Source organism: Pseudoalteromonas sp. AWH4_217 (assembly GCF_056161105.1).
Genome location: NZ_JBSWYM010000004.1, coordinates 128327 through 148757, shown reverse-complemented (window position 1 = coordinate 148757; position 20431 = coordinate 128327). Strand labels below are relative to the sequence as shown.

Below are 20431 nucleotides of genomic sequence, written 5' to 3'. Positions count from 1 at the left end.
ATTTGTTGCCAGCAAGAATAGACGGTTGTGACACCCATAAGTTATTCACCCCCCAATCTTGTTCGTTAATCGAATTCCCTCTCACACTGCGTGAACTATTGCCCTGGATCCGGGTCAGGTTTATTGGTAGCCAGTGACTGTCAGGTTAACTGCTGGCGAAGCACCAAATCTTAGGTAATACAACGTGTTATTCAGGGAGTAACTTCTCAATTATGGGTTCTGACAATTCACCGGCATTGAGCCTGGGCGAGCCGCTCCAGGTGTGTGATAAGCAAAGAAAACGGGCGGTGCGTAAGCGCTGGATCTTAACCGGCTCTACCAGCGCGGTTTTAAAGCAGCTGACCTTGCCTATGCTGTGGGCGATTCTGGCCTTATTCAGCGCCGACCTGATAGAGCTCTATTTCGCTTCTCGTCTGGGAGTGGATGAACTGACGGCAATGAGTTTTACCTTGCCTATTCAGGCAACCTTATTTGCATTTGCCATTGGTCTTGGCATTGTGGTTGCCACCCGGCTGACACAGGCTAAAGAAGTGGAGCAGCTGGCTGCCGTGAGCCTGATATTCACGGTACTGGTCGGCGCCGTGCTTGCGCTTGTTATTTGGCTGGGTTTACAGTCGCTGTTGACGATGCTGGGGTTTTTAGAATTTACCGCACGGGAGCAAGTTTGGCCTGCGCTTGAGCGCTATATGCAGTATCGCCTTGGCGCTGTAGTGTTTTTTTTCATCGTAATGGTTGTATTTGGGGTACTTCGAGCCTTTGGTAATATGCGTGGCGCCGCGCAGTTATTGGTGTTATTTGCTGGGTTACAGATAGTGATGAGCGCTGCACTATATACGCCCTGGGCGCAATCAGCTTTACCCTTAAGTGGGCTGGAGCGTCTTGGGGTTGCCCATTTTGTAGCGGCAATGAGTGCAAGTTTGTACGCTCTTTACTTGCTGCGTGTTAAAGAAAATATAGCGCTGAAAGTTCATTTGTTGTCACAGCAAAGTCGCCAGGCGTTTCGTCGTTTGTTCAGACTCTTCATTCCGGTTGTCGCTATGCAACTACTAACACCGCTGGCCCAGTCGTTATTAATGATGATCGTGGCTTCTCAGGGCAGTGACGCCGTTGCAGCCTTTGGCGTGGTGATGCGCATAGAGCCGCTTGCGCTGCTGTTGCCTATGGTGCTGACCACTTCACTGCCTATCTTCGTCGGCCAAAACTGGGCGGCGAACAAATCATTGCGGGTGCGCAGAGGAATAAAACAGGCGCTGGCCGTTTGTATTGTCTGGCAGGGCGCCATAGCCATTGCCTTATTCTGGGGGGCCGATATGCTGGGAGTTGGCTTTTGTAAACAGTCTTTTGTTAGCCAATCAATTGAGCTGGCGATGTGTATTCTGCCGATATCTTATGCGGCACTGGCAGGTGTGATGCTGTATGTGAGTTGCTGTAATGCCATAGGTCGCAGCGGGTTAGCGCTGAATGTCACGCTGGTGCGCTTGTTTGTATTATCGCTGCCGGGGGCGTTTATTGGCGCTCAGCTTAATGGCTTTCAGGGTATTGTCTGGGCACTGGCACTGGCAAACTTTTTGGTTGGAGCGTGGTTGTTGTATGGGGCCATGCATTCACGCAGTATGCAGCCAAGGGTAGCCACAGGCTGATAAGATACGCTGGGCCTGATAAGTCAGGCCCTGTGACCGAGCGGTGTTACTTCAGGTCGATACTTAATGCACAGTGATCTGCAAGCATATTGTCTGGGGTCATGTCAGCAAAGTAGTGGAACTGAGCACTCCCTGTCTGATAATCCTCTTTCATGGACTTAGCGACAAGAATATGATCAATCGGTGCCGGGTAGTATGGGTGGCAACCGGTCAGCATTTGATTTGCGTTGAACACCGGGGCTTTATCCATATTATTCGGGTGGGCATTTGCGGCACCCTGAGGGTAATACAGATCTCTGCTCAAACGATTGTAAGGTGCAGTCAGCCTGTGGTTAAAGTCACCCAGTACGATAAAGTTGGCTTGCGCTTTGGTTTTATTCTCGACCCAGTTATCTAAAATGGGCGCCTGCTGCGACAGGATCTTACAAGCTTCCTTATCGGAGCGTTTGTAGTCATCCACAAAGCAGCCACTTTTCAGGTGCACGTTCAATAAGTGAAGTGTTTCTCCCTGATAACTAAGCTGGATCTCAAGGCCATTTCTGAGGCCCGGCTTAACAGCTGAGAAAGTACTATGCTGGACGACTTTATCAATGGTCAGGGGCTTTTTCACCACGAAGGCCACTTTTTGTTGCGTTGAGTCGTTACCACTTTTACGACAGGTATAGGTTTTACTGTCGGCCCTGTCCGACATGACGATATGCCAGTGCTTATCCGAAAACACCTGACTGACGGCTGCTGCAGAGGCTACTTCCTGTAGCGCAATCACATCTGCGTTTAAGGCATGTGCGTACTGTTTTAAAGCGGTGATTTCGCCTGCCTCTCTTGGTTTACATCCGGTTTTATCCGATGCGGAAAGGTGCTCAATATTCCAGGTTGCGATACGCAGTTCTTGATTCGGCGTTGCATGACCCTGATGAGAATGAGACATAGCTGGTGCGGTAACTAGTAGTGCACAGAGTGCCAAAATCTGGGAGTGTACTGAGGGGATCATCGTGCTTCTAAATTCATAAAATTGCAATAGTGTTATAGTGTATCAAGATTATTGCTATTTGATGATACAAGTTAGAATATTTGCGTTAAATTCATCAAAAAATCAGATGCTCTGTTACTGGGTTTCCGGACAGGCTATTCAGCGTGACCAAGGATAAATTGAAAAGTAAACTAGTTAGTGTAAAAATACCCTCAGTATAATCCATAAAAAATTCACTCAATACCATGACCGTTAAAGTTACCCGCAGTATGCTCAAGCGTCAGGCCATTATAGATGGTGCTCTGAGCGCGTTTCAGCAATATGGTGTCAGCGACACCAGCATGGACAAGATTGCACAGACAGCTCAGGTTTCGAAGCGCACCGTTTACAATCATTTCGAGAGTAAAGAGCAGTTAGTTACCCATATCATCAAAGAAATTTGGCGTCAGAATATCCTCACCTGTGAGCTTGAGTATCAGCCAGACACCGAGTTGGATGTGCAGCTAGCCGCCTTATTAAAAAATGAGCTGGACTTTCTGAGTAACCAAAATTTGCAGGAGCTGATCCGGGTTGCGATTGGGTATTGTCTGTTTAATCCTGAGATATTTACCACCGAAATGAGCGAGTTTTTCGAGCAGGAAACCGCGTTAATCCGCTGGATAAAGCAGGCCGTTTCGGCAGGTCGATTGCGTCAGGTTGAACCGCATAAAGCACATGCTCAGTTGATCAGCCTGCTGAAAGGGCAGGCATTCTGGCCACAGATCTTACACCAGCAGTCGGCATTAACGAATGCGCAAATTGAGGAATTGACAGAGGATACGGTGGCTTTCTTTCTGGCGTATTATCAGGCGTGATGTCAGGTCGCAGCGACACACCTTTTGTCTTCGCAGCGGGTCACTAACAGCGCACGGAGAACACTCTGTTCTCAGGAGAAGAAATACGAGAGTGGGGCAACGCTTTCATTAAAAGTGGGTTATGCGTTTTAACGAAAGTTCTTGCCGAGAAGTATCTGAGAGAGCGTTGAGTTGTACTACACTAAGTGTCATCAACATTAAGGAAAGAAATAATGACAATACGTGCACTCGTTCTTATGATTACACATGCGTTTGTTGGGTTTGCTGGCTTCGCAGCTGGTATTTATATGTTACCCATTTTAATCGCGCCTCCTGCGCCGAATGAGGGGGCGGTCACCGCTGCATCCCTTGGGGCTGATTATTCAGCACAGTTTCGAAAGTCGTTGCAAGACAGCGATGCCCTGCATTGGGGCGAAGGAATGGTTTCTATCAGCAAAGATCACATTACCCTGCTTGGCGAGCTAGCCCCTGGCCCGGATTATCGGTTATACCTGTCTCCTCAGTTTGTGGAAACTGAAGCCGATTTTAGTCGCCTTAAAGCCAGCATGGTTGAAGTCGGTGATATCAAAACGTTTAGCAACTTTGTGGTCGATGTACCTAAGCAAATCAACCCGGCGGATTACAATACTGTGATTGTCTGGTGCGAGGCCTTTGGCGAGTTTATTACGGCGGCTCAGTATCAGTAGACTGCTTTTGTCGAAGAAAAGTAGGGAAAAGTTTACACGTTCCATCGTAAACTTTTCCCAATTGAATTGTTACTTTTTCGCAATCACCCAGACTGCATGAAGCACGCCCGGGAAGTAGCCTAATAGTGTCAGAAGCAAGTTGAGCCAAAATGATGCGCCCAGCCCCACTTGCAGAAATACGCCCAGCGGCGGCAGCAGGATTGCAATTATTACTCTGAGAATATCCATAATTCCTCCTAATATTAAATAAAATAGTGTGCGATTGACCCTCTGAATTAAGCAGGACTTATACCAGTTACAAGGTGGACTGAAAATTGCTCCTTACATTGCCAGGATTCAATAACCTATAAGCGAGCAGGTATGTCGGGCGTCGATTTTGAGCTAATTATCTATCATCTGTTTAAGATAGGCGTGGCGTTTATTCTGACTTTGCCAATGGCTGTAAATCGTGAAAGAAAGTCAGACAGTGCCAGGCTCAGAACTTTTCCACTCGTTACTATTGCGTGCTGCGCTTTTGTACTGGTTGGTATTGATGTTTATGAGCAGGGCGATGCTCAGGCCAGAGTAGTCTATGGCGTGATAACCGGGATTGGCTTTATCGGTGGTGGGGCGATTTACAAATGCGACCGTCACATAGAGGGGACGGCAACAGCCGCAGGGATTTGGCTGACTGGGGCAATTGGGATCTCGGTGGCATACAGCCGTTATGAAATTGCCATTGTGTTGAGTCTGACAAGCTATTGTGTCTTTAAGTTACTTGAGTATTACAAAGTAAAACCGCAGCCTGCTCAGGGGAGTGATCATGTTTGAGTCCATTCAGCTCAGAGGCTTTTACCTCACGGTGATCAACAGCATCGGATTTTACCCGGCGCTTTTGGTTGTCATCTCTATGATTTTGTCGATTGCTTTTGTCTCCGTGGAGTACCTGGACTTTATTCAGGCTTTAAAAGCGCGCATGGCCCTTTTCCTGGTAGACACAGAAGAAAATGCCAGAGCAATACTGACGGTGCTAATCGGCAGTGTCATTTCTCTCACTGTATTTAGTTTTTCTATGGTGATGGTGGTGCTCAACACCGCCGGTTCCAACCTGTCACCGCGTTTGATCCCTGGACTGGTCACCAGAAAGCCGCACCAGCTGGTGCTGGGCTTCTACCTAGGCACGATCATCTTTTCGACGATTATGTTGATCAATCTGGATAAGCAAGGCTCTGTCTCTGATGTGGCTAAAATCCCCTCTTTGGGGATCTTGTTTGCGCTGTTGATGGGTTTAGTCTCACTGATTTTATTTGTGTATTTTATTCACTCCATTTCACGTGAGGTACAGGTCGACAACGTACTCGACCGTTTGTTTCGTAAAACCAAGCAAGGCATTACCGAGGTGATTGCACAGCAGGCAAAGTGCAAAGGACACGATTTGCCGGATGTAAGTCACTGGTATCCTGTAACCAGCTTGTCCGATGGCTATTACAAGGGCATGGATAAATCCAGGTTGCTTAAGGTGGCAAAAAAGCACAACCTGACTTTGTATATCACCATTGCCCAATCTGATTTTGTCTTTAAAGGGCAAACCATTTTGCTATGTAATGAAGACATTAGAACACAGGATGAACTGCATCAGGAGATCAATGTCTGTATCATCTTTTATGTCGAAGAATACGTGAGCGATCACTATAGCTATGGACTCAAACAGATCTCAGAAATCGCCGTGAAAGCGCTCAGTCCGGGGATCAACGACCCGGGCACTGCTGTAAAAGCCATCGATATATTATGTGTGCTGCTGATCCGTGCATTACCCCTGGCAGGCTACACCAGCATCGACGAAGAAGACAGTGAAGCGCCTGCCATGTTCTGTTGTGAACCTTCCTTTGAACGTATCGTGTTCGATAACCTGGTACAGATAAAGTCATACGCCAGAAGTGATGTGTTTGTGGTGTGCAAGCTGATCCGCTCGGTGCACAGGGTGCTTTTATCTGTGGATAATGACCCACAGAGACGGGAGGTGTTGTTTTTGTATTTGCAATCTATTGTGTGTGATGCTAACGCAGCGTTGAACAATCGGTTTGACAAGGCAAAAATTATCAGCGCCCTTAAGGAGGTGCAAAGCACAGACCCGGAATACGGTGAGCAACTGCTCAAGGGGTTAGCGTAAACTGTTCAGCATAGTACTGACAATACGCTTAGGTTAAAGCGACATTAATAAAAGTATCATCCACTGTTCCTACTTCGGTAATAGAGCACCTCTATTGTTATTTCCCTTAAGAATAATAGCGCTTTCTTTTGACGTAAACTTAGGAATAACAATGAAAAAAATAACTTCACTCTCTGCTGTGATCGCGGCTTTGTTTTTGGCTGGCTGTGATGACGACAAAACCGAAGTGGTTGAGGTAGAAAAAGCCGTTGTTACCACAGACACAAAAACTCAGGTGGTAGAAGTCGAAAAAACAGTGGTAGTGACCGACACCGTCACTGAAATCAAAACAATTGAAGTACCGGTTGTGGTTGAAGTGCCAGCTGGTGGTGCTAATAATATGCAGGTTGGCACGCGCCCAGACTTTCTGATCCAGGACATGGATGAAGGCGAGTTAAAAGACAAACTGGCGCAATGCTCGAACGGCCCATTCTATAAAACTGACTTTTCTATTGGTCACCGCGGTGCACCAATGCAATTCCCTGAGCACACTAAAGAGTCTTACCTTGCGGCGGCTAAAATGGGCGCAGGTATTCTTGAGTGTGACGTTACCTTTACCAAAGACAAAGAGTTGGTATGTCGTCACTCTCAGTGCGACTTGCATACCACCACGAATATTCTGGAAACTGACTTAGCGCAGAATTGCTCTACGCCGTTTGAGCCTGCTGATCCGGAAAATGGGGTTGTGGCAAAGGCTAAGTGCTGTACGAGTGACATTACCCTGGCGGAGTTTAAAACGTTAGAAGGTAAAATGGACGCGTCTAACCCAAATGGGACCACCGTTGCTGAGTACATGGATGGTACGTCTAAGTGGCGCACGGACCTGTATTCTAGCCGCGGTACACTTATGACCCATGCTGAAAGTATTGCCTTATTCAAAGAGTTGGGTGTAAAAATGACACCTGAACTTAAGTCACCATCAGTGACCATGCCTTTCGATGGCTTTTCTCAGCAAGACTACGCGCAGAAGATGATCGACGAATATAAGGCCGCGGGTGTTGAGCCTAAGCATGTCTGGGCACAGTCGTTTAATCGTGATGACATTAATTACTGGATTGCGCAAAACCCTGAGTTTGGGACACAGGCAGTGTACCTGGATGACCGTTATGACGCACAAACCGTTGCCAATGAGCAGGGTGTCACACCACAGCAGCTGGTTAATAACCCTGAGCTGCTTGTTCCAACCATGGCTGAACTGGCGGCTGATGGCGTGAAGATCATCGCACCTCCTATGTGGGTGCTGGTCACCGAAGAAAATGGTGAGATGGTGCCTTCAGCCTATGCAAAGGCGGCTCGTGAAGCTGGGCTTGGGATCATCACCTGGACGCTGGAGCGTTCCGGTCACCTTGCCTCCGGCGGCGGTTGGTACTACCAAAGTGTCAACGGTGCACACCGTGGTGAAAACATGATCAACAATGACGGCGATACCTTTAAGCTACTCGACGTACTGGCTAAAGACGTGGGCGTAATGGGCGTATTCTCTGACTGGCCTGCAACTACGACCTACTACGCAAGCTGTATGGGCATGCCTGCGAGCATCTGATCCGGCACTCTTGATTTATAATAAAGGCCGCAGCTTTGAGTCTGAGCTGCGGCTTTTTTGTGTTTAAAAGAACTTACTGAACAGCAAGCGCGCTGCAAAGCTGGCGTCGCTGTCGACCAGGGGGCTGTCGGTGATGCTGTCGTCAAACCAGGTATAATCAAACGCCAGCTGGGTAAATCCGCCAAAGAAAATGGGTGTTGAGATAGAAAAGCCCAGCGCTACATTCGTGGCACTGTCGCCCACATATTGAGGTCGGGCGCTGGTGGCTTCGGACAGTCGCACGCCGTAGTAATATTCAACGTGGTGACTATCCAGGTAACTGACGCTCAGGCTAGGTTCATAGAAAAATGGCCCCGACTTATAGACCTTGGCAAGGCTAGTCGAGACCTCGTAGCCATCGGACTTATCCAGTACATCGTGAACGGCAGAAACGCCGAATTTCCAGTTTTCACGCTCGTATTTTATGCCCACGCCCGCATCCATGGAAAAGTCGCGCTCTGCCATACCCTTAAAAACATCGCTGTCGGACTCATCGAACCCCTGAAAGCGGGGCGAAGCCTGTAACACAAGCTCGATGTCATTTATTTCCAGAATTTCATAACTGATGAAGGGGCCGAGTATGGACAGTTTATCACCCCGATAGCCGAGGATGGGTAACGGGATCACCCGCCTGTCGTAGCCCTGGTAGATTTCCTCACTGACACCCAGCCCAATGCCGTACAAGAACCCCTTAGGCTCCATTTGGGCTCTTAAGGCTCCCCGTTCATCTGCTTGCGCCTGGAGCTGAGCAGAAACTACAAGCAAGGTACAAATACAAAGCGCGCGTTTTAACATAGTGTATCCTTATCCGAATTTATATTCTGTTGCCATGTAAGACAAAAGACAGACTGCCTGAGTGTTTACTCAGGCATACTCTGGTACGAACTATAGACAAGGATCGTTTAGTCTTGATGTCATTTAAACAAAGAAAGTGGACCACTGAAGTTATTTAGGTTGGGGAACATGGTGTTCAGTGTACTGGTATCCAAACCCATCCACTGCCCGAGGCTGGCTGCATACTGATCGACAGACGTGGTTGGGATCAGGCGGCCCCCCCCCGCGTCCAGCTCGTGATTGAGTGTTGCTTGTGGAATATCACCATAAATTGTCCCACCGTTGACAGCTCCGCCCATGACAAAGTGGTGGCCGGCCCAGCCGTGATCGGTGCCGTCTCCATTGATGGCCAGTGTGCGACCAAAGTCAGAGGCCGTGAACACAGTGACCTGCTCACTCAGATTGAGGCTTTCCATTGCAGTATTGAATGCCACCAAAGCGCCATCCAGGGCACTGTGCAATTTGGGCAGGTTTTGCGCTTGCCCTGAGTGAGTGTCAAATCCGCCCATAGCTACGACATAAACCTGTCTTGATGCCCCAAGTTGCTGGCGGGCGGCGATGCTTTTACTGACTGTTTGCAATTGTCTGCCCAGCGACGTAGTCGGAAAGTCGGGAAGTGTCACTGTGGTATTGGCCTGTGCAGCATTAAACTGACTGTTTGCCTGATAGGCATTGTTAATGGCATTAGTGACGTCTTGCTGCAGAAAGTTTTGTGCATTCTGAGGCTGATTACTGAAATGAGCAACCAGATCAGGGTGGTTGTCAAACTCTTCCAGGGCTTCTATGGTGGCTGCCTGGCCGTCACTGACATGGTATGGTGCCGTTTGTTTTCCGGTCAGCCATAATGCGCCATCTGCCGTGGTAATGGCATTAAACGGGGTATTGCTGGTCAGACCCTGAGCCATGAGTGCATCATTCATTAAGCCACCCCAACCAAATTGCGCGCCTTCTGCTGCGCCAGACATCCAGGTAGATTGCTGGTCGTTATGCGAAAACAGCCGTGGCGGCAGTCTTGCGGTGTCTTGAGCCATCATAGATGCCGTGACGGGGCTGAGTAAGGGCCCCACATTGCCAATGACAGCCAGCTTATTTTGCTGATATAAATTGGCCAGCCCAGCTAATTCCGCAGGCAGGGCAAAGCGGCGTGAGCCAAAACGCCCGGGTGTGGCAATAGGCAACAAATTAGCCAAAGTGCGTGGCGTTGTATACTTACCCAGCAGGCTTTGACGATGAGTAGCCCACTGCGTATAGCTTGATTCATCAAAGGGAATAATGGTGTCGTGATTGTCCATACCACCGTACAAAAATACGCAGACCAGTGCTTTATAATCACTATTCTGAGCAGGGCTATTCGCCAGTGCCTGGCCTAACTGAAACATAGATGACGCCATTAAAGAGGCACCGCTGAGTTTGATAAAGTCTCGTCTGTTCATAGCTGTGCTCCTATTTTTGGACTAAATAATCGGGTGAAGTCATCACCAGTAAAATGGCGAGGTGTACGAGTCTCAGGGGCTCTGCTTCATCGTTTTGGGCCACTGTTTGCAATATCTGCTTAATCTGCTGTTTGCTGGAGGCACTGAGTTGCCCGGCACACAGCAATAGATCCAGGCGGTTGACTAAGGCATCCGAGTCGCCCGCCAGCGCCTGTTCTGCGTCATAACTTGCCAGAAAGCTTTCCACGGCGTTTTCAGCATTCAGCGGAATATTTTCTTCGTCGTAAACGGCTTGCAGATCTTCCACATCCACTTCTTGCTGCAGGCCGGTGATGTAGTAAGTCATAAAGTTTGCATAGCCAGTGATGGTGCTGGCATTGGTGATTTGTAATTCAGGAGCCACCATGCCATTTGACGCACTCACGCTGCCAGGCGCGGTATAGCCCGGGCGGAAGAAGTTAAAAACACTGGGTGAGCGGTAGGGGTGCTGGCCCAGCATGCCGGCATCTCGGGTATCCCAGAGCATTTCCTGATATTCGGGGGTGATGTTTTTTACTGCAAAAGCCCGTGCCCATTGAGTAAAGCGTAAAATAGGCTCGCGGATTTTACCGCCGCGATCACTGGCACCTGCCCTGGCTTCTGAATCAAACAAGATGGCTGCCAGTGTTGCCGTTAAATCGCCACGACGGCCATCACCGACCCCTGTGCCATCGGGCAAAGTGGCGCGACCACTGCTAAAGGCGCTTGCAACACGGGCAACATAGTCAGGCGAAGGGTTTGACATGACCAGTCTCTGGATGAGCTGTTTAGAGACAAACGGGGGGACATTCGGGTGAGCAAAAATATGGTCCAGCGCCTGAGTTACAGAGGCTTTAGGCCCGGTACCCGCTGCAATGGTGGTGCCTAAAAAGTGTTTGCTTTTCTCGCTGTGGTTTTGTGGGTACACGGCCATCGGCAGGGCAAATTCATTTATTTCAGTTTCTTCCGATGTCTCGTAGTCCATGTCTAAGCCGGTAAACACCCGAGCCAGCCCGGTGATGTCCTGGTTGGTGTAGAGTTCTTTGATTGTGCCGCTCTGATCTTGTTGGGGCGTACCATCTTGATTCAATGCAACAATGCCAACGGTAAACAATTGCAGTAACTCCCGGGCATAGTTTTCATCTGGCATCCGGCCTGTGACCTCATCTCCTTTGAGGTTGCCCATGTAGGTCAGGTAAAACCCCATAGCAGGAGAATAGGTTACGGCTTCCAGTAGTTCCCGATAGTTGCCAAAGGCATGTTGGATCAGAATATCCTGATATGAGGCAACCGCTTCGGGAATATCCGTGAGCTCTTCGCCGCCGGCATTCGATACTACCAGTATTTCCGACAGGGCAAATGCCATTCTCTGACGCAACTGATCTTCGCCGGCGATGGCATTGCGCCAGAAAGCCACACTGGTTGATTCGATATACAGAGCATTAAAATCATCTTCTGCGGTGGGCGGCGGAGTAAACTCGGACACAACGGGCATGATCAGGCTGGGTGGCAGCTTAAGCTGTGCCGTGAACCAGTCTGATGCACTTTTGCCTGTGAGCGACGCCAGGTCTTCTGGTCGAGTGCCAAAAGTGGCCTGCTGTAAAAATCTGGAAGTACTGATGGACGTTGCAAAGGTTTGGTCTGCCAACGGGGTATCGTCGTCCGGTGTGTCGCCGATGCTGCCATCGTTGTTATTTTGATCATCGTTACCCGTACCACCATTGTTTGAATTACCTGAGTCTGGTGAGGAAGGGACGGGGTTATTGGAGGTGTTCTGGCTGCCGTCACTGCCACCACACCCGGTCAGGTTCATACACAGGCTGAGCAGCAGTATGTTAAGCGGGGTTAATCTAAACATGATTTCACTCTCTTACTTAGGAATAGATTAAGTCTAGAGTGAAACGCACCAAAACGGTCATACAGTTGCCATACGGCTTTTTTACAAAATTGTATGCTACTGGCAACGCCTCCGTTCAATTTGGCTTTTTCGCTACGCTTGGTGGTTCCCGGCTCAGGGGCCGGGATGACGGAGCTCAATACAGTCTCGGCCATTTTGTGCGCCGGCACGGGAGCCGCTTATCGACAGCGTTTTAGTTCTACTTAGCTTTTTCGCTACGCTTGGTGGTTCCCGGCTCGGGGGCCGGGATGACGGATCTCAATACAGTCTCGGTCATTCCGTGCACTGACATGGGAGTCGCTTATCGACAGCGTTTTAGTTCTACTTAGCTTTTTCGCTACGCTTGGTGGCTCTGGGGCCGGGATGACGGATCTCAATACACTCTCGGTCATTCCGTGCACCGGCACGGGGTGACCAAATAGCGAAGTGTGCTTTGGCGGTAAATAAGTGACTTACATCCGCTATAACTAATCACTCCGTGCAGAGCGTGTGGGGATCTCAATATTAAATACGGCACCTGGCTGTTGTTCAAGCAGGCATAGCTGCGCTTTGTGTACGTCGCAAATGGCTCGCACTATGCTTAGCCCAAGGCCATTGCCAGGGCGACCACGGCTGATATCTGCACGATAGAACTTATCAAAGACTTTGTGCTGGTCGCCTTGCGGGATCCCGGGGCCATCGTCACCAACTTGTAGCAGGGCGCTGTCGGTATGACTTTGCAGCCTCAGCCAGACATGCGACAGTTCATGACTATGCTCCAGCGAGTTTTCCAACAAATTACAGATCAGCTGACCCAAGAGATCTCTGTCGCCGTGGCAGTGTACTGACGGCACAATGGATACATCAAAACGGCGGCCACTGTCTTCAAAGACGGGCAGGTAGCTTTGTGCCAGTTCATCGAGTAATGCCGACAAATCAAACGTTTTAAAGCCCTGTATATGTTTGCCAGACTCAATGGCATTGAGTCGCACCAGATTGTTAAATGTATTGATGACCTGAGCCAGCTCACTGCTTGCTTTATCAATATGGCCTTCCAGTGCTGCAATGTCGTCGAGGTCCTGATACATACTCTGAAGGCGGTTGGAAATTCGCGATAAAGGGGTTTTCAGGTCATGAGCAATGCCCACTGACATGGTTTTCATATTGCCGTGCAGGCGGGTTATTTCATCCAGCATCTGGTTAATAGCAAGACTGAGTGCCACAATATCGGGGTGAGAGGTTGAAGCTTCAGTGCGCTTTGAATCAGGTGAGTGCGCCACTTTTTCTAACTGAGCCGATAAATCCTGTAGCGGGCGGGTTCGTTTGAGCTGCAGCCATACGATCACAGCCAAAATGAATGGCAGGCTCAACAGAGCAAACCACCCTGAGAGCTGCTCATAAAACTCGGCTTTTTGAGCATGCATGTCGTCGCGTTTTTGCCAGTAATGAATATGTAAGCCATCGGATAAATCGAGCCTGGCAGAAAGTAGCTCTGTGTCGCCCTCTTCGCCAAGGGAAACACTTTGCCACTGTGCAGAGGTTGCAGCGCTCAGCTCCGTGTTGGCGCCAAAAAGCAGCTTGTCCTGCTCATATATGGCAACCAACCAGCCGTCATCAAGCAGATGTGCCCGTGCCTCGGTGTCGGACCAGATCAGGTCCTCATCCAGTTCGAACTCTTGCAACACGTGCTCAAGGCCGTGCTCATCGAGCATTATCTTAACCTCAGCCAGAAACTCGCTAAATTCGCTCTGCTGCTCCTGTTTGTCCTGCCAAACAAGTAACTGACTGATGATCCATAGCAGCAACAGCATGCCTGCCCAAAGTGTGCCACCCACCAGGGTCGTTTGTGTCAGGTGGTAACGGCTAATCATCAGACTGGCCTGTCAGCAGGTATCCGCTGCCGCGAATGGTTTTGATCATATCAAAGGCAAAAGGTTTATCCAGTTTGTTGCGCAGCCGGCTGACATGGGTTTGCACTAAGCTGGTTTTGGGATCGAAGCTAAACCCCCAGACTTGTTCCAACAGCATCGTTTTGGTGATCAGCTGTTCCGGGTTTTGCATCATATATTCAAGTATCTGGTACTCTTTGGGCATCAGTTCTATTTCTTGTCCTGCTCTTATCACCTGACGGGAAGTGCGGTTGAGCGTGAGCTCGCCCAAAAATAACTCTTGTGTGTCAGCGCGTAAGGGCTGGCGTCTGGCCAGGGCTTTTAAACGAGCATACAGTTCAGCAAATGCAAAGGGTTTAACCAGATAATCATCGGCTCCGGCTTCGAGCCCGGCCACCCGATCGGCTGTATCGCTCAGTGCTGTGAGCATAATAATGGGGGTTGTAACTTTGCTGGCGCGTAAAACCCTGACTGCGTCCAGACCATCCATATTAGGTAACAGGCGGTCGAAAATGATGGCATCAAAAGAAGTAGCAGACGCGCTCAACATGGCTTGTTCTGCGTTGTCGCAATGCTGTACACGGGCATTGTGCTGTGTCAGTCCTGCACAGATAAAATCGGCGGTATCCGGGTCGTCTTCAACTAATAAAATATGCATACAAACCTGAGGTTATCGTCACTCAGTTAAAGCATATCGCATTTTTGCCTTGGGTTGGCATACAATTTTGTATTGTACTGTGCCTGCGTGTGTGTATAAAATTAAACCAACTCAGGCACAGAATAAGGAAATAAATATGGCAGACAAGCAAGCCGAATCAGGACCTAACCCGGGCCTGTATATTGCGGTTGGTGCAGGGATCGGTACGGCAATGGGGGTGACTTTTGGGGTCGCATTTGACATTCTGGCTTTTACCATTGCTCCGTGCGCCGGGGCTGGCATGGCGCTGAGCGTTGCGTTTTGGGGCGCCAACAAGCAAGCTGATAAATAAGCCGGTAAGTAAGCAGGGCCGGCATGTTCAGCCCTGCAAATTGTTATTCCTGATAGGCGCCTGCGCTGTAAATCAACTCATAGCTGTGGCTGTATATCTCGACTATGTTACCAAACGGGTCTTCCATATAAATCATGCGATAAGGTTTTTCGCCCGGGTAGTAATAGCGGGGTTTTTCCATACGCCTTTTACCACCTGCGGCCACTATTTTATCCGTCAGCCCTTCTACATCGGGGTCTTGCACACAGAAATGAAAAACGCCGGTTTTCCAGTATTCAAAATTGTTGTCGGGGTTGGTTTGATTGTCGAACTGAAATAATTCGACGCCAATGCGATCGCCGGTAGACAGGTGTGCTATGCGAAAGCGTTTCCAGCCCGGACCAAATACGTCGGTGCACATTTCACCTATGGCGCTGTCATCTTCAATAATTTCAGTCGGTGCCATAATGACATACCAGCCCATTACCTGAGTATAAAACTCAACGGCTTTCTCCAGATCGGGGACCGAAATGCCGATATGCGAAAAATTACGTGGGTAAACCTGGCTCATAGAATACTCTCCTCTGTTTGAATGATGAACAGGTTACAAACACTCAACCATCAAGTAAAATTATTAAAAATTATCTCAATAAATATATTTTGTAATGATAAATAACAGCTGGCTACGAACATTTTGTACCCTTGCCGAAGTCGAACACTTCACGAGAACGGCTGAGCAGCTGCATATGACGCAATCGGGTGTGAGCCAGCATGTGCAGAAGCTTGAAGCGCATTTGGGTGTTCCTTTGCTGCTGCGTGACAGCAAACAAGTGGTGCTGACGGAAGCTGGAAAACAACTGCGTATACAGGCACAACACATACTGCAAAGCTTATCGGATCTTGAGGTTAGTATAGGAGAAGATCCGGCTTTTGAGGGGGAAGTCAAAGTGATGTCACCGGGCAGTGTGGGGCTTCGGTTGTATCCACATTTGTTGGCACTACAGGCGTGTCATCCTAAACTTATAATCGACCACAGATTTGCACCTAATCAGGCCATTGAAAAAGCCGTGGCTGATGGCGATGCGGATATGGGTTTCACAACAGTGCAGGCAAAATCGGCCGATATCATCAGCGAGGTGATCGCCACTGAACCTTTATTATTGGTGACACCCGCTGAGGTAAATCAGCCAGACTGGGAAACGTTGTTATCGTTGGGCTTTATTGATCACCCCGATGGTGCACATCATGCCGAGCTATTGCTCAGCGCCAATTACATGCAGTTCCGGCACTGTAGTGAATTTGAGCGCAAAGGGTTTTCTAACCAGATCAGCCTGATTTTGGAGCCTGTGAGCCGGGGTTTGGGGTTTACTGTTTTGCCTGCCTACGCCGTTGAGGCTTTTGCAAGGCATGAACAGATAAAGGTGCATACGCTCGCTCATCCGGTGAGTGAAACTATATATTTGTGTACGACCAAACGTGGCATCTTACCTGCCAGAATCGACACAGTGATTGAGCATGCTAAAACCAGTCTGTAAGGCCAGTTATATTATTTATGGCTGCACTAAATCAATAAATATTGGCTTAGTACTGGCACATCTGGGACTGAGCCATTACTATGCAGCCAAATGAATCAAAAAGTAGTAAGTAAGCATGTCTTTACCTCCTTGCCCAAAATGTAATTCTGAATACGTTTATCAGGATCAAAGCAACCTGGTGTGCCCAGAGTGTGCCTATGAGTGGAATCCCAACGAAGTCAACGATGATGACGTGGTAAAAGTGAAAGATGCGAACGGTGCGTTGCTGGCCGACGGCGATAAAGTGACCGTGATTAAAGATTTGAAAATCAAAGGGAGTTCTCAGGTCATTAAAATTGGTACTAAAGCGTTGGTCCGCCGTGTACTGGACAAAAAAGACCACGAACTGGATTGTAAGGTCGACGGCGTAGGCGAAATGATGGTGACTGCTAAATTCGTTAAAAAAGCCTGATTGTTCTTTCCCGGCTCGGGGGCAGGGATTGACGGATCTCAACATCCCCTCGGTCATTTCGACACTCTCTCCGTCACCCCAACAGTCCCTCAGTCATCCCGTGCACCGACACGGGATCTACTCACCGACAACGTCTTAGTTCAACTTGGCTTATTTGTGCCAGCTTTGCTGATCACCCTGCTTTGCATTGCCGTTGCCTGCTACAATGTGTATTACTGGATTGCGGAACGTCGAAAAAAGCGTACAAAGCAGTGAACCTGCGCTATTTCCTGATCGTACTACCTGCTTTGGGTTATACAAGGAACACACATTGAAAACACTGCTAATTATCATGATGGCGTTTATTCTCAGCAGTTGTCTGGGTATGCCACAGAGCGTGCAGCCCGTTAATAATTTTGAGCTGAACCGTTACCTTGGTAAGTGGTATGAAATTGCCAGACTGGATCATTCCTTCGAACGCGGACTTTCTCGTGTAACGGCGCAATACAGTATGCGCGAAGATGGCGGCGTAAAGGTCATTAATCGTGGCTTTAACGCCGAAGAAAATCAGTGGCGCGAAGCCGAGGGCAAAGCGTTTTTTGTCAACCAGGACGATGAAGCCTATCTGAAGGTCTCGTTTTTTGGTCCGTTTTACGGTGCCTATGTGGTGTTTGAGCTGGACCATCAAAACTATCAATATGCATTTGTGTCTGGCCCCGATAGCGACTTTCTGTGGCTGCTCTCAAGAACCCCGGAAGTAGACCAGGCAATTATCGACAAGTTTGTCAGTATGGCCTCAGAACGTGGCTTTGATACCAACTCACTGATTTTTGTTGAGCAGTAATATCTTGCTCAGCTCTGAGTCAATGGCAGCTGAATACGGGCTCTGGCACCGGATCTGTCAGTGCGATTAACCAGTGTCAGGCGACCATTGTGCTGCTCAATAATGTTTTTACACAGTACCAGCCCAATGCCTTTGCCATTTGCTTTGGTGGTATAAAAAGGCACAAACAGGTTGTCGGGATTACTAATGCCCTGACCCTCATCCAGAATATCAATAAAGGCGTATTGTGCTGTTTTACTGGCAGTAATGGTGACAGCAGCGGTCTGTGCACTGGCCTCCAGCGCATTGGTGATCAAATTAATCAGCACTTGCTCCATCAGGCTGACATCTACTGGTAGCGTGAATTCTTGTTCAACTTTACAGCAAACCCGTGGCTCATATAAAGCCTGCATTGGGGTCAGCAGGGCGCTTATGGTGATCACTTTGGGGTGTAGCTGATGCTGTCTTGCAACACTGGCATAGCGATTAACGAACGACATCAGCCCATCGCTGCGCTGTACAATCACCATTAAGGCCTGCTCGAAATCGGCCTGAGTGTCTTTACCTGGCTGCAGGGTTTGTAATGTCTGTGCCAATGACTTGATGGGGGAGAGTGAGTTGTGGATCTCATGGCTCAGAATGCGAATCATCTTTTGCCAGGCGTCACGCTGCGCCTGACTCACCACCGACTGTACATCGGTGAGGATTAATAAGTGGGCATGACTGTCATTAATGGGGAGCTGGCTTTGACGGATCTGCCATTGCTGAGCAAGAGAGGGGTGACTGAATTGCCACTGACCATTAGACTGCACCAGACTAAAATGGTGTGCTTTGGTCAGTCGTTGCGTTTGCCAGGGTTTTCCTGTCCAGTTTGAGAAGGCCTCATTGGCATGAACCAGAGCATTACTTTCATCAAACACGACAATGGGACTAGGCAGCTGCTCAATCAGCTGAAACAGTAAGATGGCCTGATGATCGCGTGCCGATTTATATGTCTGCAAATGCTCACACAGTTGACTGGTTTCTGTTTGTAGCTGAGCCAGAATGCCGCTTTGATCGCGCGTATAAAACCGTTGCCCATAATCCTCTAAGCGCATGGCCTCGACTGTGTTAGTCAGATGATAAAAGGGCTGAACAACGCGGGTTTTAATGCTGTGTAGCAGTAGTGCAGCGGGGCAAAGTACCACAACACAGTTGGTAAGCACGCCCAGCCAGCCACTACCAAGGCTGAGCAGCAGTGCGGTGCTGAGCAAGGCAAACAGCAACCAGATTATCAGGCAAAATCCAGAAACAAGATGTTCGTAATTTAATTTAATCACGGTTAAGACTGCCGGGTTTTGATGCTAAATTTGTCCATGCGGCGGTACAGCGCACTTTTGCTGATCCCCAGCAATGCCGACGCCTCCTCGACGTTGTCCTGACACTGAGTGAGTGCCATTTTGATCAGTTTCTGCTCGGCCTGCTCCAGCGTGACCAGTTCCTTTATCGAGCTGTTCTGCTCGCTGCTGGCCGGTTTGATGTTAAGCTGACTGGCAGTGATTTCGGCCTCGTCACACATCAGTACTGCCCGCTCCATAATATGGCTTAATTCTCGCACATTGCCCGGCCAGTGATAGGCCTGCAGTACTTTACGGGCACACTCTGATAAAGGCGCTTCGGGCAGTTCATAGCGCTGCGCGTGAATCGATATAAAGTGCTCGGCGAGCGGAATAACTTCGTCACTACGTTGTCTCAGAGGTGGTAGTGTCAGCTCGATGGTATTGAGCCTGAAATACAGATCCTGACGAAATGCTCCTTGCGTTTGCAGAGTATCGAGATCTGCATTCGTAGCGCTAATAAGTCGGCAATCTGCGTGACAGGTTGTGTCGGAGCCGACCGGTTCGTATTCGCCATTTTCCAGCACCCGTAACAACTTAGCCTGCTGAGATTCGTTTAGCGTCGCGATTTCATCTAAAAATAAGGTGCCGCTGCTTGCCTGACTGAAGCGGCCTTCTCGGTCCTGCCTGGCATCGGTGAATGCGCCTTTGACATGACCAAACAGCTCGCTTTCAAACAAGGTATCCGGGATTGCCGCCATGTTAACGCTGACGAGTTTACCTGTTCGCAGGCTTTGCTGGTGGAGGTATTGTGCAACCTGGGATTTTCCTGTGCCGTTTTCGCCTCGCAACAGGATATTGGCGCCGGTCGGGGCGACCCGGTCCAGCTGCTTTTTAAGTGCCTGCATTTGCGGGCTGATCCACAGCAGGGGTCTTTCGGCGGGCGCCTTTTGCAAGACCGGAACGATGGCCTGTCTTGCATGGGCCATATGTCGCAGCCCCAGATGCTTTTTGATTATCATCAGTACAGCGTGGTTGTCCCACGGCTTGGCAAAAAAATCCACTGCACCACGCTGCATGGCTTCGACGGCCAGATTAACACTGGACCAGGCTGTCATGGCAATAAATGCCGGGCTGGATGGCGTCTGCGCCGCATGCTCTGTGAGGAAGTTAAGCCCTTCCTGACCTGAGGTAGTATCCAGCTCATAATTCATATCGAGCAGCACCAGATCGATTGAGTGCTGTGCCAGAGCCTGTGCCGCAGCACTCAGGGTGTCACATTGAATGGTGGTAAAGCCGCTATTTTTCAGCAGTATATGAAGACTCAGGCGAATATCAGCCTTGTCATCAACGATAAGTACGGTACCTTGCATGATTAAACTGGCAGAC

Annotated in this window: 20 protein-coding genes; 10 read left to right on the top strand and 10 right to left on the bottom strand. The window is 49.2% G+C overall.

Annotated elements, in window-relative coordinates:
- Positions 1–212 precede the first annotated feature (212 nt).
- The gene (locus ACXAH1_RS05875; RefSeq protein WP_475194724.1) at positions 213–1640 is read left to right on the top strand and encodes an MATE family efflux transporter; all 1428 of its coding nucleotides are present in this window, start codon (positions 213–215) and stop codon (positions 1638–1640) included.
- 46 nt (positions 1641–1686) lie between these two features.
- Here the strand turns inward: ACXAH1_RS05875 and ACXAH1_RS05870 are convergent, their stop codons facing one another.
- Entirely contained in the window at positions 1687–2631 is a 945-nt protein-coding gene (locus ACXAH1_RS05870) for an endonuclease/exonuclease/phosphatase family protein (RefSeq protein ID WP_475194722.1), read from the bottom strand.
- Positions 2632–2855: 224 nt separating this feature from the next.
- Here ACXAH1_RS05870 and ACXAH1_RS05865 point away from each other — a divergent pair, with 224 nt between their 5' ends.
- Together ACXAH1_RS05865 and ACXAH1_RS05860 are read left to right on the top strand one after the other, a co-directional pair.
- The gene (locus ACXAH1_RS05865; protein ID WP_475194720.1) at positions 2856–3464 is read left to right on the top strand and encodes a TetR/AcrR family transcriptional regulator C-terminal domain-containing protein; all 609 of its coding nucleotides are present in this window, start codon (positions 2856–2858) and stop codon (positions 3462–3464) included.
- A gap of 212 nt (positions 3465–3676) precedes the next feature.
- Positions 3677–4150 (top strand): DM13 domain-containing protein, encoded by a 474-nt coding sequence (locus ACXAH1_RS05860; RefSeq protein WP_475194717.1) that lies wholly within the window; start codon positions 3677–3679, stop codon positions 4148–4150.
- A gap of 69 nt (positions 4151–4219) precedes the next feature.
- Here ACXAH1_RS05860 and ACXAH1_RS05855 read toward each other — a convergent pair whose 3' ends face one another.
- On the bottom strand, positions 4220–4378 hold the full coding sequence (locus ACXAH1_RS05855; RefSeq protein ID WP_046006022.1) for a YqaE/Pmp3 family membrane protein: 159 nt from the start codon (positions 4376–4378) through the stop codon (positions 4220–4222).
- Between the two features lie 132 nt (positions 4379–4510).
- Here ACXAH1_RS05855 and ACXAH1_RS05850 point away from each other — a divergent pair, with 132 nt between their 5' ends.
- The 3 genes from ACXAH1_RS05850 to ACXAH1_RS05840 all read left to right on the top strand — a co-directional run bounded on the left by ACXAH1_RS05850 (position 4511) and on the right by ACXAH1_RS05840 (position 7881).
- Positions 4511–4960: an MgtC/SapB family protein gene (locus ACXAH1_RS05850; protein ID WP_475194715.1), complete on the top strand. Its 450-nt coding sequence runs from the start codon at positions 4511–4513 to the stop codon at positions 4958–4960.
- A complete protein-coding gene (locus ACXAH1_RS05845; protein WP_475194713.1) occupies positions 4953–6299 on the top strand; it encodes a DUF2254 domain-containing protein in 1347 nt (448 codons plus the stop codon). Before ACXAH1_RS05850 ends, ACXAH1_RS05845 begins: the two co-directional genes overlap by 8 nt.
- Before the next feature lie 151 nt (positions 6300–6450).
- Positions 6451–7881: a glycerophosphodiester phosphodiesterase family protein gene (locus tag ACXAH1_RS05840; RefSeq protein WP_475194711.1), complete on the top strand. Its 1431-nt coding sequence runs from the start codon at positions 6451–6453 to the stop codon at positions 7879–7881.
- Positions 7882–7944: 63 nt separating this feature from the next.
- Here the strand turns inward: ACXAH1_RS05840 and ACXAH1_RS05835 are convergent, their stop codons facing one another.
- The 5 genes from ACXAH1_RS05835 to ACXAH1_RS05815 all read right to left on the bottom strand — a co-directional run bounded on the left by ACXAH1_RS05835 (position 7945) and on the right by ACXAH1_RS05815 (position 14628).
- On the bottom strand, positions 7945–8715 hold the full coding sequence (locus tag ACXAH1_RS05835) for a MipA/OmpV family protein (protein WP_475194710.1): 771 nt from the start codon (positions 8713–8715) through the stop codon (positions 7945–7947).
- 119 nt (positions 8716–8834) lie between these two features.
- Positions 8835–10187 carry a DUF1501 domain-containing protein gene (locus ACXAH1_RS05830; protein WP_253110731.1) on the bottom strand — a complete coding sequence of 451 codons (1353 nt, stop codon included), beginning with the start codon at positions 10185–10187 and terminating at the stop codon, positions 8835–8837.
- A 10-nt stretch (positions 10188–10197) separates the two neighbouring features.
- On the bottom strand, positions 10198–12063 hold the full coding sequence (locus ACXAH1_RS05825) for a DUF1800 domain-containing protein (RefSeq protein WP_475194706.1): 1866 nt from the start codon (positions 12061–12063) through the stop codon (positions 10198–10200).
- A 506-nt stretch (positions 12064–12569) separates the two neighbouring features.
- Positions 12570–13952 (bottom strand): HAMP domain-containing sensor histidine kinase, encoded by a 1383-nt coding sequence (locus ACXAH1_RS05820; protein ID WP_475194703.1) that lies wholly within the window; start codon positions 13950–13952, stop codon positions 12570–12572.
- Positions 13945–14628, bottom strand: coding sequence for a response regulator transcription factor (locus ACXAH1_RS05815; RefSeq protein ID WP_475194702.1), 684 nt, complete (start codon positions 14626–14628; stop codon positions 13945–13947). Before ACXAH1_RS05815 ends, ACXAH1_RS05820 begins: the two co-directional genes overlap by 8 nt.
- A 136-nt stretch (positions 14629–14764) precedes the next feature.
- Between ACXAH1_RS05815 and ACXAH1_RS05810 the strand changes: the two genes are divergently transcribed.
- Positions 14765–14959 carry a hypothetical protein gene (locus ACXAH1_RS05810; protein ID WP_138544277.1) on the top strand — a complete coding sequence of 65 codons (195 nt, stop codon included), beginning with the start codon at positions 14765–14767 and terminating at the stop codon, positions 14957–14959.
- A gap of 43 nt (positions 14960–15002) precedes the next feature.
- On the opposite strand, the gene ACXAH1_RS05805 is transcribed toward ACXAH1_RS05810, so the two are convergent.
- Entirely contained in the window at positions 15003–15509 is a 507-nt protein-coding gene (locus tag ACXAH1_RS05805) for a lactoylglutathione lyase family protein (RefSeq protein ID WP_475194700.1), read from the bottom strand.
- Between the two features lie 94 nt (positions 15510–15603).
- Here ACXAH1_RS05805 and ACXAH1_RS05800 point away from each other — a divergent pair, with 94 nt between their 5' ends.
- The 3 genes from ACXAH1_RS05800 to ACXAH1_RS05790 all read left to right on the top strand — a co-directional run bounded on the left by ACXAH1_RS05800 (position 15604) and on the right by ACXAH1_RS05790 (position 17747).
- Complete coding sequence (locus tag ACXAH1_RS05800; RefSeq protein WP_475194698.1) at positions 15604–16473, top strand: LysR family transcriptional regulator; 870 nt, start codon at positions 15604–15606, stop codon at positions 16471–16473.
- 115 nt (positions 16474–16588) lie between these two features.
- Positions 16589–16924 carry a zinc ribbon domain-containing protein YjdM gene (locus ACXAH1_RS05795; RefSeq protein WP_138544280.1) on the top strand — a complete coding sequence of 112 codons (336 nt, stop codon included), beginning with the start codon at positions 16589–16591 and terminating at the stop codon, positions 16922–16924.
- Between the two features lie 331 nt (positions 16925–17255).
- The gene (locus tag ACXAH1_RS05790) at positions 17256–17747 is read left to right on the top strand and encodes a lipocalin family protein (protein WP_475195123.1); all 492 of its coding nucleotides are present in this window, start codon (positions 17256–17258) and stop codon (positions 17745–17747) included.
- A gap of 8 nt (positions 17748–17755) precedes the next feature.
- Here ACXAH1_RS05790 and ACXAH1_RS05785 read toward each other — a convergent pair whose 3' ends face one another.
- Both ACXAH1_RS05785 and ACXAH1_RS05780 read right to left on the bottom strand, forming a co-directional pair.
- Complete coding sequence (locus ACXAH1_RS05785) at positions 17756–19045, bottom strand: sensor histidine kinase (RefSeq protein WP_475194697.1); 1290 nt, start codon at positions 19043–19045, stop codon at positions 17756–17758.
- A gap of 2 nt (positions 19046–19047) precedes the next feature.
- Positions 19048–20415, bottom strand: a complete 1368-nt coding sequence (locus ACXAH1_RS05780; RefSeq protein ID WP_475194695.1) for a sigma-54-dependent transcriptional regulator — start codon at positions 20413–20415, stop codon at positions 19048–19050.
- Between the last annotated feature and the right edge of the window lie 16 nt (positions 20416–20431).

What these genes read in the sequence shown, in the direction of transcription:
- ACXAH1_RS05795 (WP_138544280.1), top strand. Translation starts at nt 16,589, where the DNA reads ATGTCTTTACCTCCTTGCCCAAAATGTAATTCTGAATACGTTTATCAG.
- ACXAH1_RS05810 (WP_138544277.1), top strand. Translation starts at nt 14,765, where the DNA reads ATGGCAGACAAGCAAGCCGAATCAGGACCTAACCCGGGCCTGTATATT.
- ACXAH1_RS05820 (WP_475194703.1), bottom strand. Translation starts at nt 13,952, where the DNA reads ATGATTAGCCGTTACCACCTGACACAAACGACCCTGGTGGGTGGCACA.
- ACXAH1_RS05875 (WP_475194724.1), top strand. Translation starts at nt 213, where the DNA reads ATGGGTTCTGACAATTCACCGGCATTGAGCCTGGGCGAGCCGCTCCAG.
- ACXAH1_RS05865 (WP_475194720.1), top strand. Translation starts at nt 2,856, where the DNA reads ATGACCGTTAAAGTTACCCGCAGTATGCTCAAGCGTCAGGCCATTATA.
- ACXAH1_RS05835 (WP_475194710.1), bottom strand. Translation starts at nt 8,715, where the DNA reads ATGTTAAAACGCGCGCTTTGTATTTGTACCTTGCTTGTAGTTTCTGCT.
- ACXAH1_RS05800 (WP_475194698.1), top strand. Translation starts at nt 15,604, where the DNA reads ATGATAAATAACAGCTGGCTACGAACATTTTGTACCCTTGCCGAAGTC.
- ACXAH1_RS05855 (WP_046006022.1), bottom strand. Translation starts at nt 4,378, where the DNA reads ATGGATATTCTCAGAGTAATAATTGCAATCCTGCTGCCGCCGCTGGGC.
- ACXAH1_RS05845 (WP_475194713.1), top strand. Translation starts at nt 4,953, where the DNA reads ATGTTTGAGTCCATTCAGCTCAGAGGCTTTTACCTCACGGTGATCAAC.
- ACXAH1_RS05830 (WP_253110731.1), bottom strand. Translation starts at nt 10,187, where the DNA reads ATGAACAGACGAGACTTTATCAAACTCAGCGGTGCCTCTTTAATGGCG.
- ACXAH1_RS05815 (WP_475194702.1), bottom strand. Translation starts at nt 14,628, where the DNA reads ATGCATATTTTATTAGTTGAAGACGACCCGGATACCGCCGATTTTATC.
- ACXAH1_RS05850 (WP_475194715.1), top strand. Translation starts at nt 4,511, where the DNA reads ATGTCGGGCGTCGATTTTGAGCTAATTATCTATCATCTGTTTAAGATA.
- ACXAH1_RS05805 (WP_475194700.1), bottom strand. Translation starts at nt 15,509, where the DNA reads ATGAGCCAGGTTTACCCACGTAATTTTTCGCATATCGGCATTTCGGTC.
- ACXAH1_RS05780 (WP_475194695.1), bottom strand. Translation starts at nt 20,415, where the DNA reads ATGCAAGGTACCGTACTTATCGTTGATGACAAGGCTGATATTCGCCTG.
- ACXAH1_RS05870 (WP_475194722.1), bottom strand. Translation starts at nt 2,631, where the DNA reads ATGATCCCCTCAGTACACTCCCAGATTTTGGCACTCTGTGCACTACTA.
- ACXAH1_RS05790 (WP_475195123.1), top strand. Translation starts at nt 17,256, where the DNA reads ATGATGGCGTTTATTCTCAGCAGTTGTCTGGGTATGCCACAGAGCGTG.
- ACXAH1_RS05840 (WP_475194711.1), top strand. Translation starts at nt 6,451, where the DNA reads ATGAAAAAAATAACTTCACTCTCTGCTGTGATCGCGGCTTTGTTTTTG.
- ACXAH1_RS05860 (WP_475194717.1), top strand. Translation starts at nt 3,677, where the DNA reads ATGACAATACGTGCACTCGTTCTTATGATTACACATGCGTTTGTTGGG.
- ACXAH1_RS05825 (WP_475194706.1), bottom strand. Translation starts at nt 12,063, where the DNA reads ATGTTTAGATTAACCCCGCTTAACATACTGCTGCTCAGCCTGTGTATG.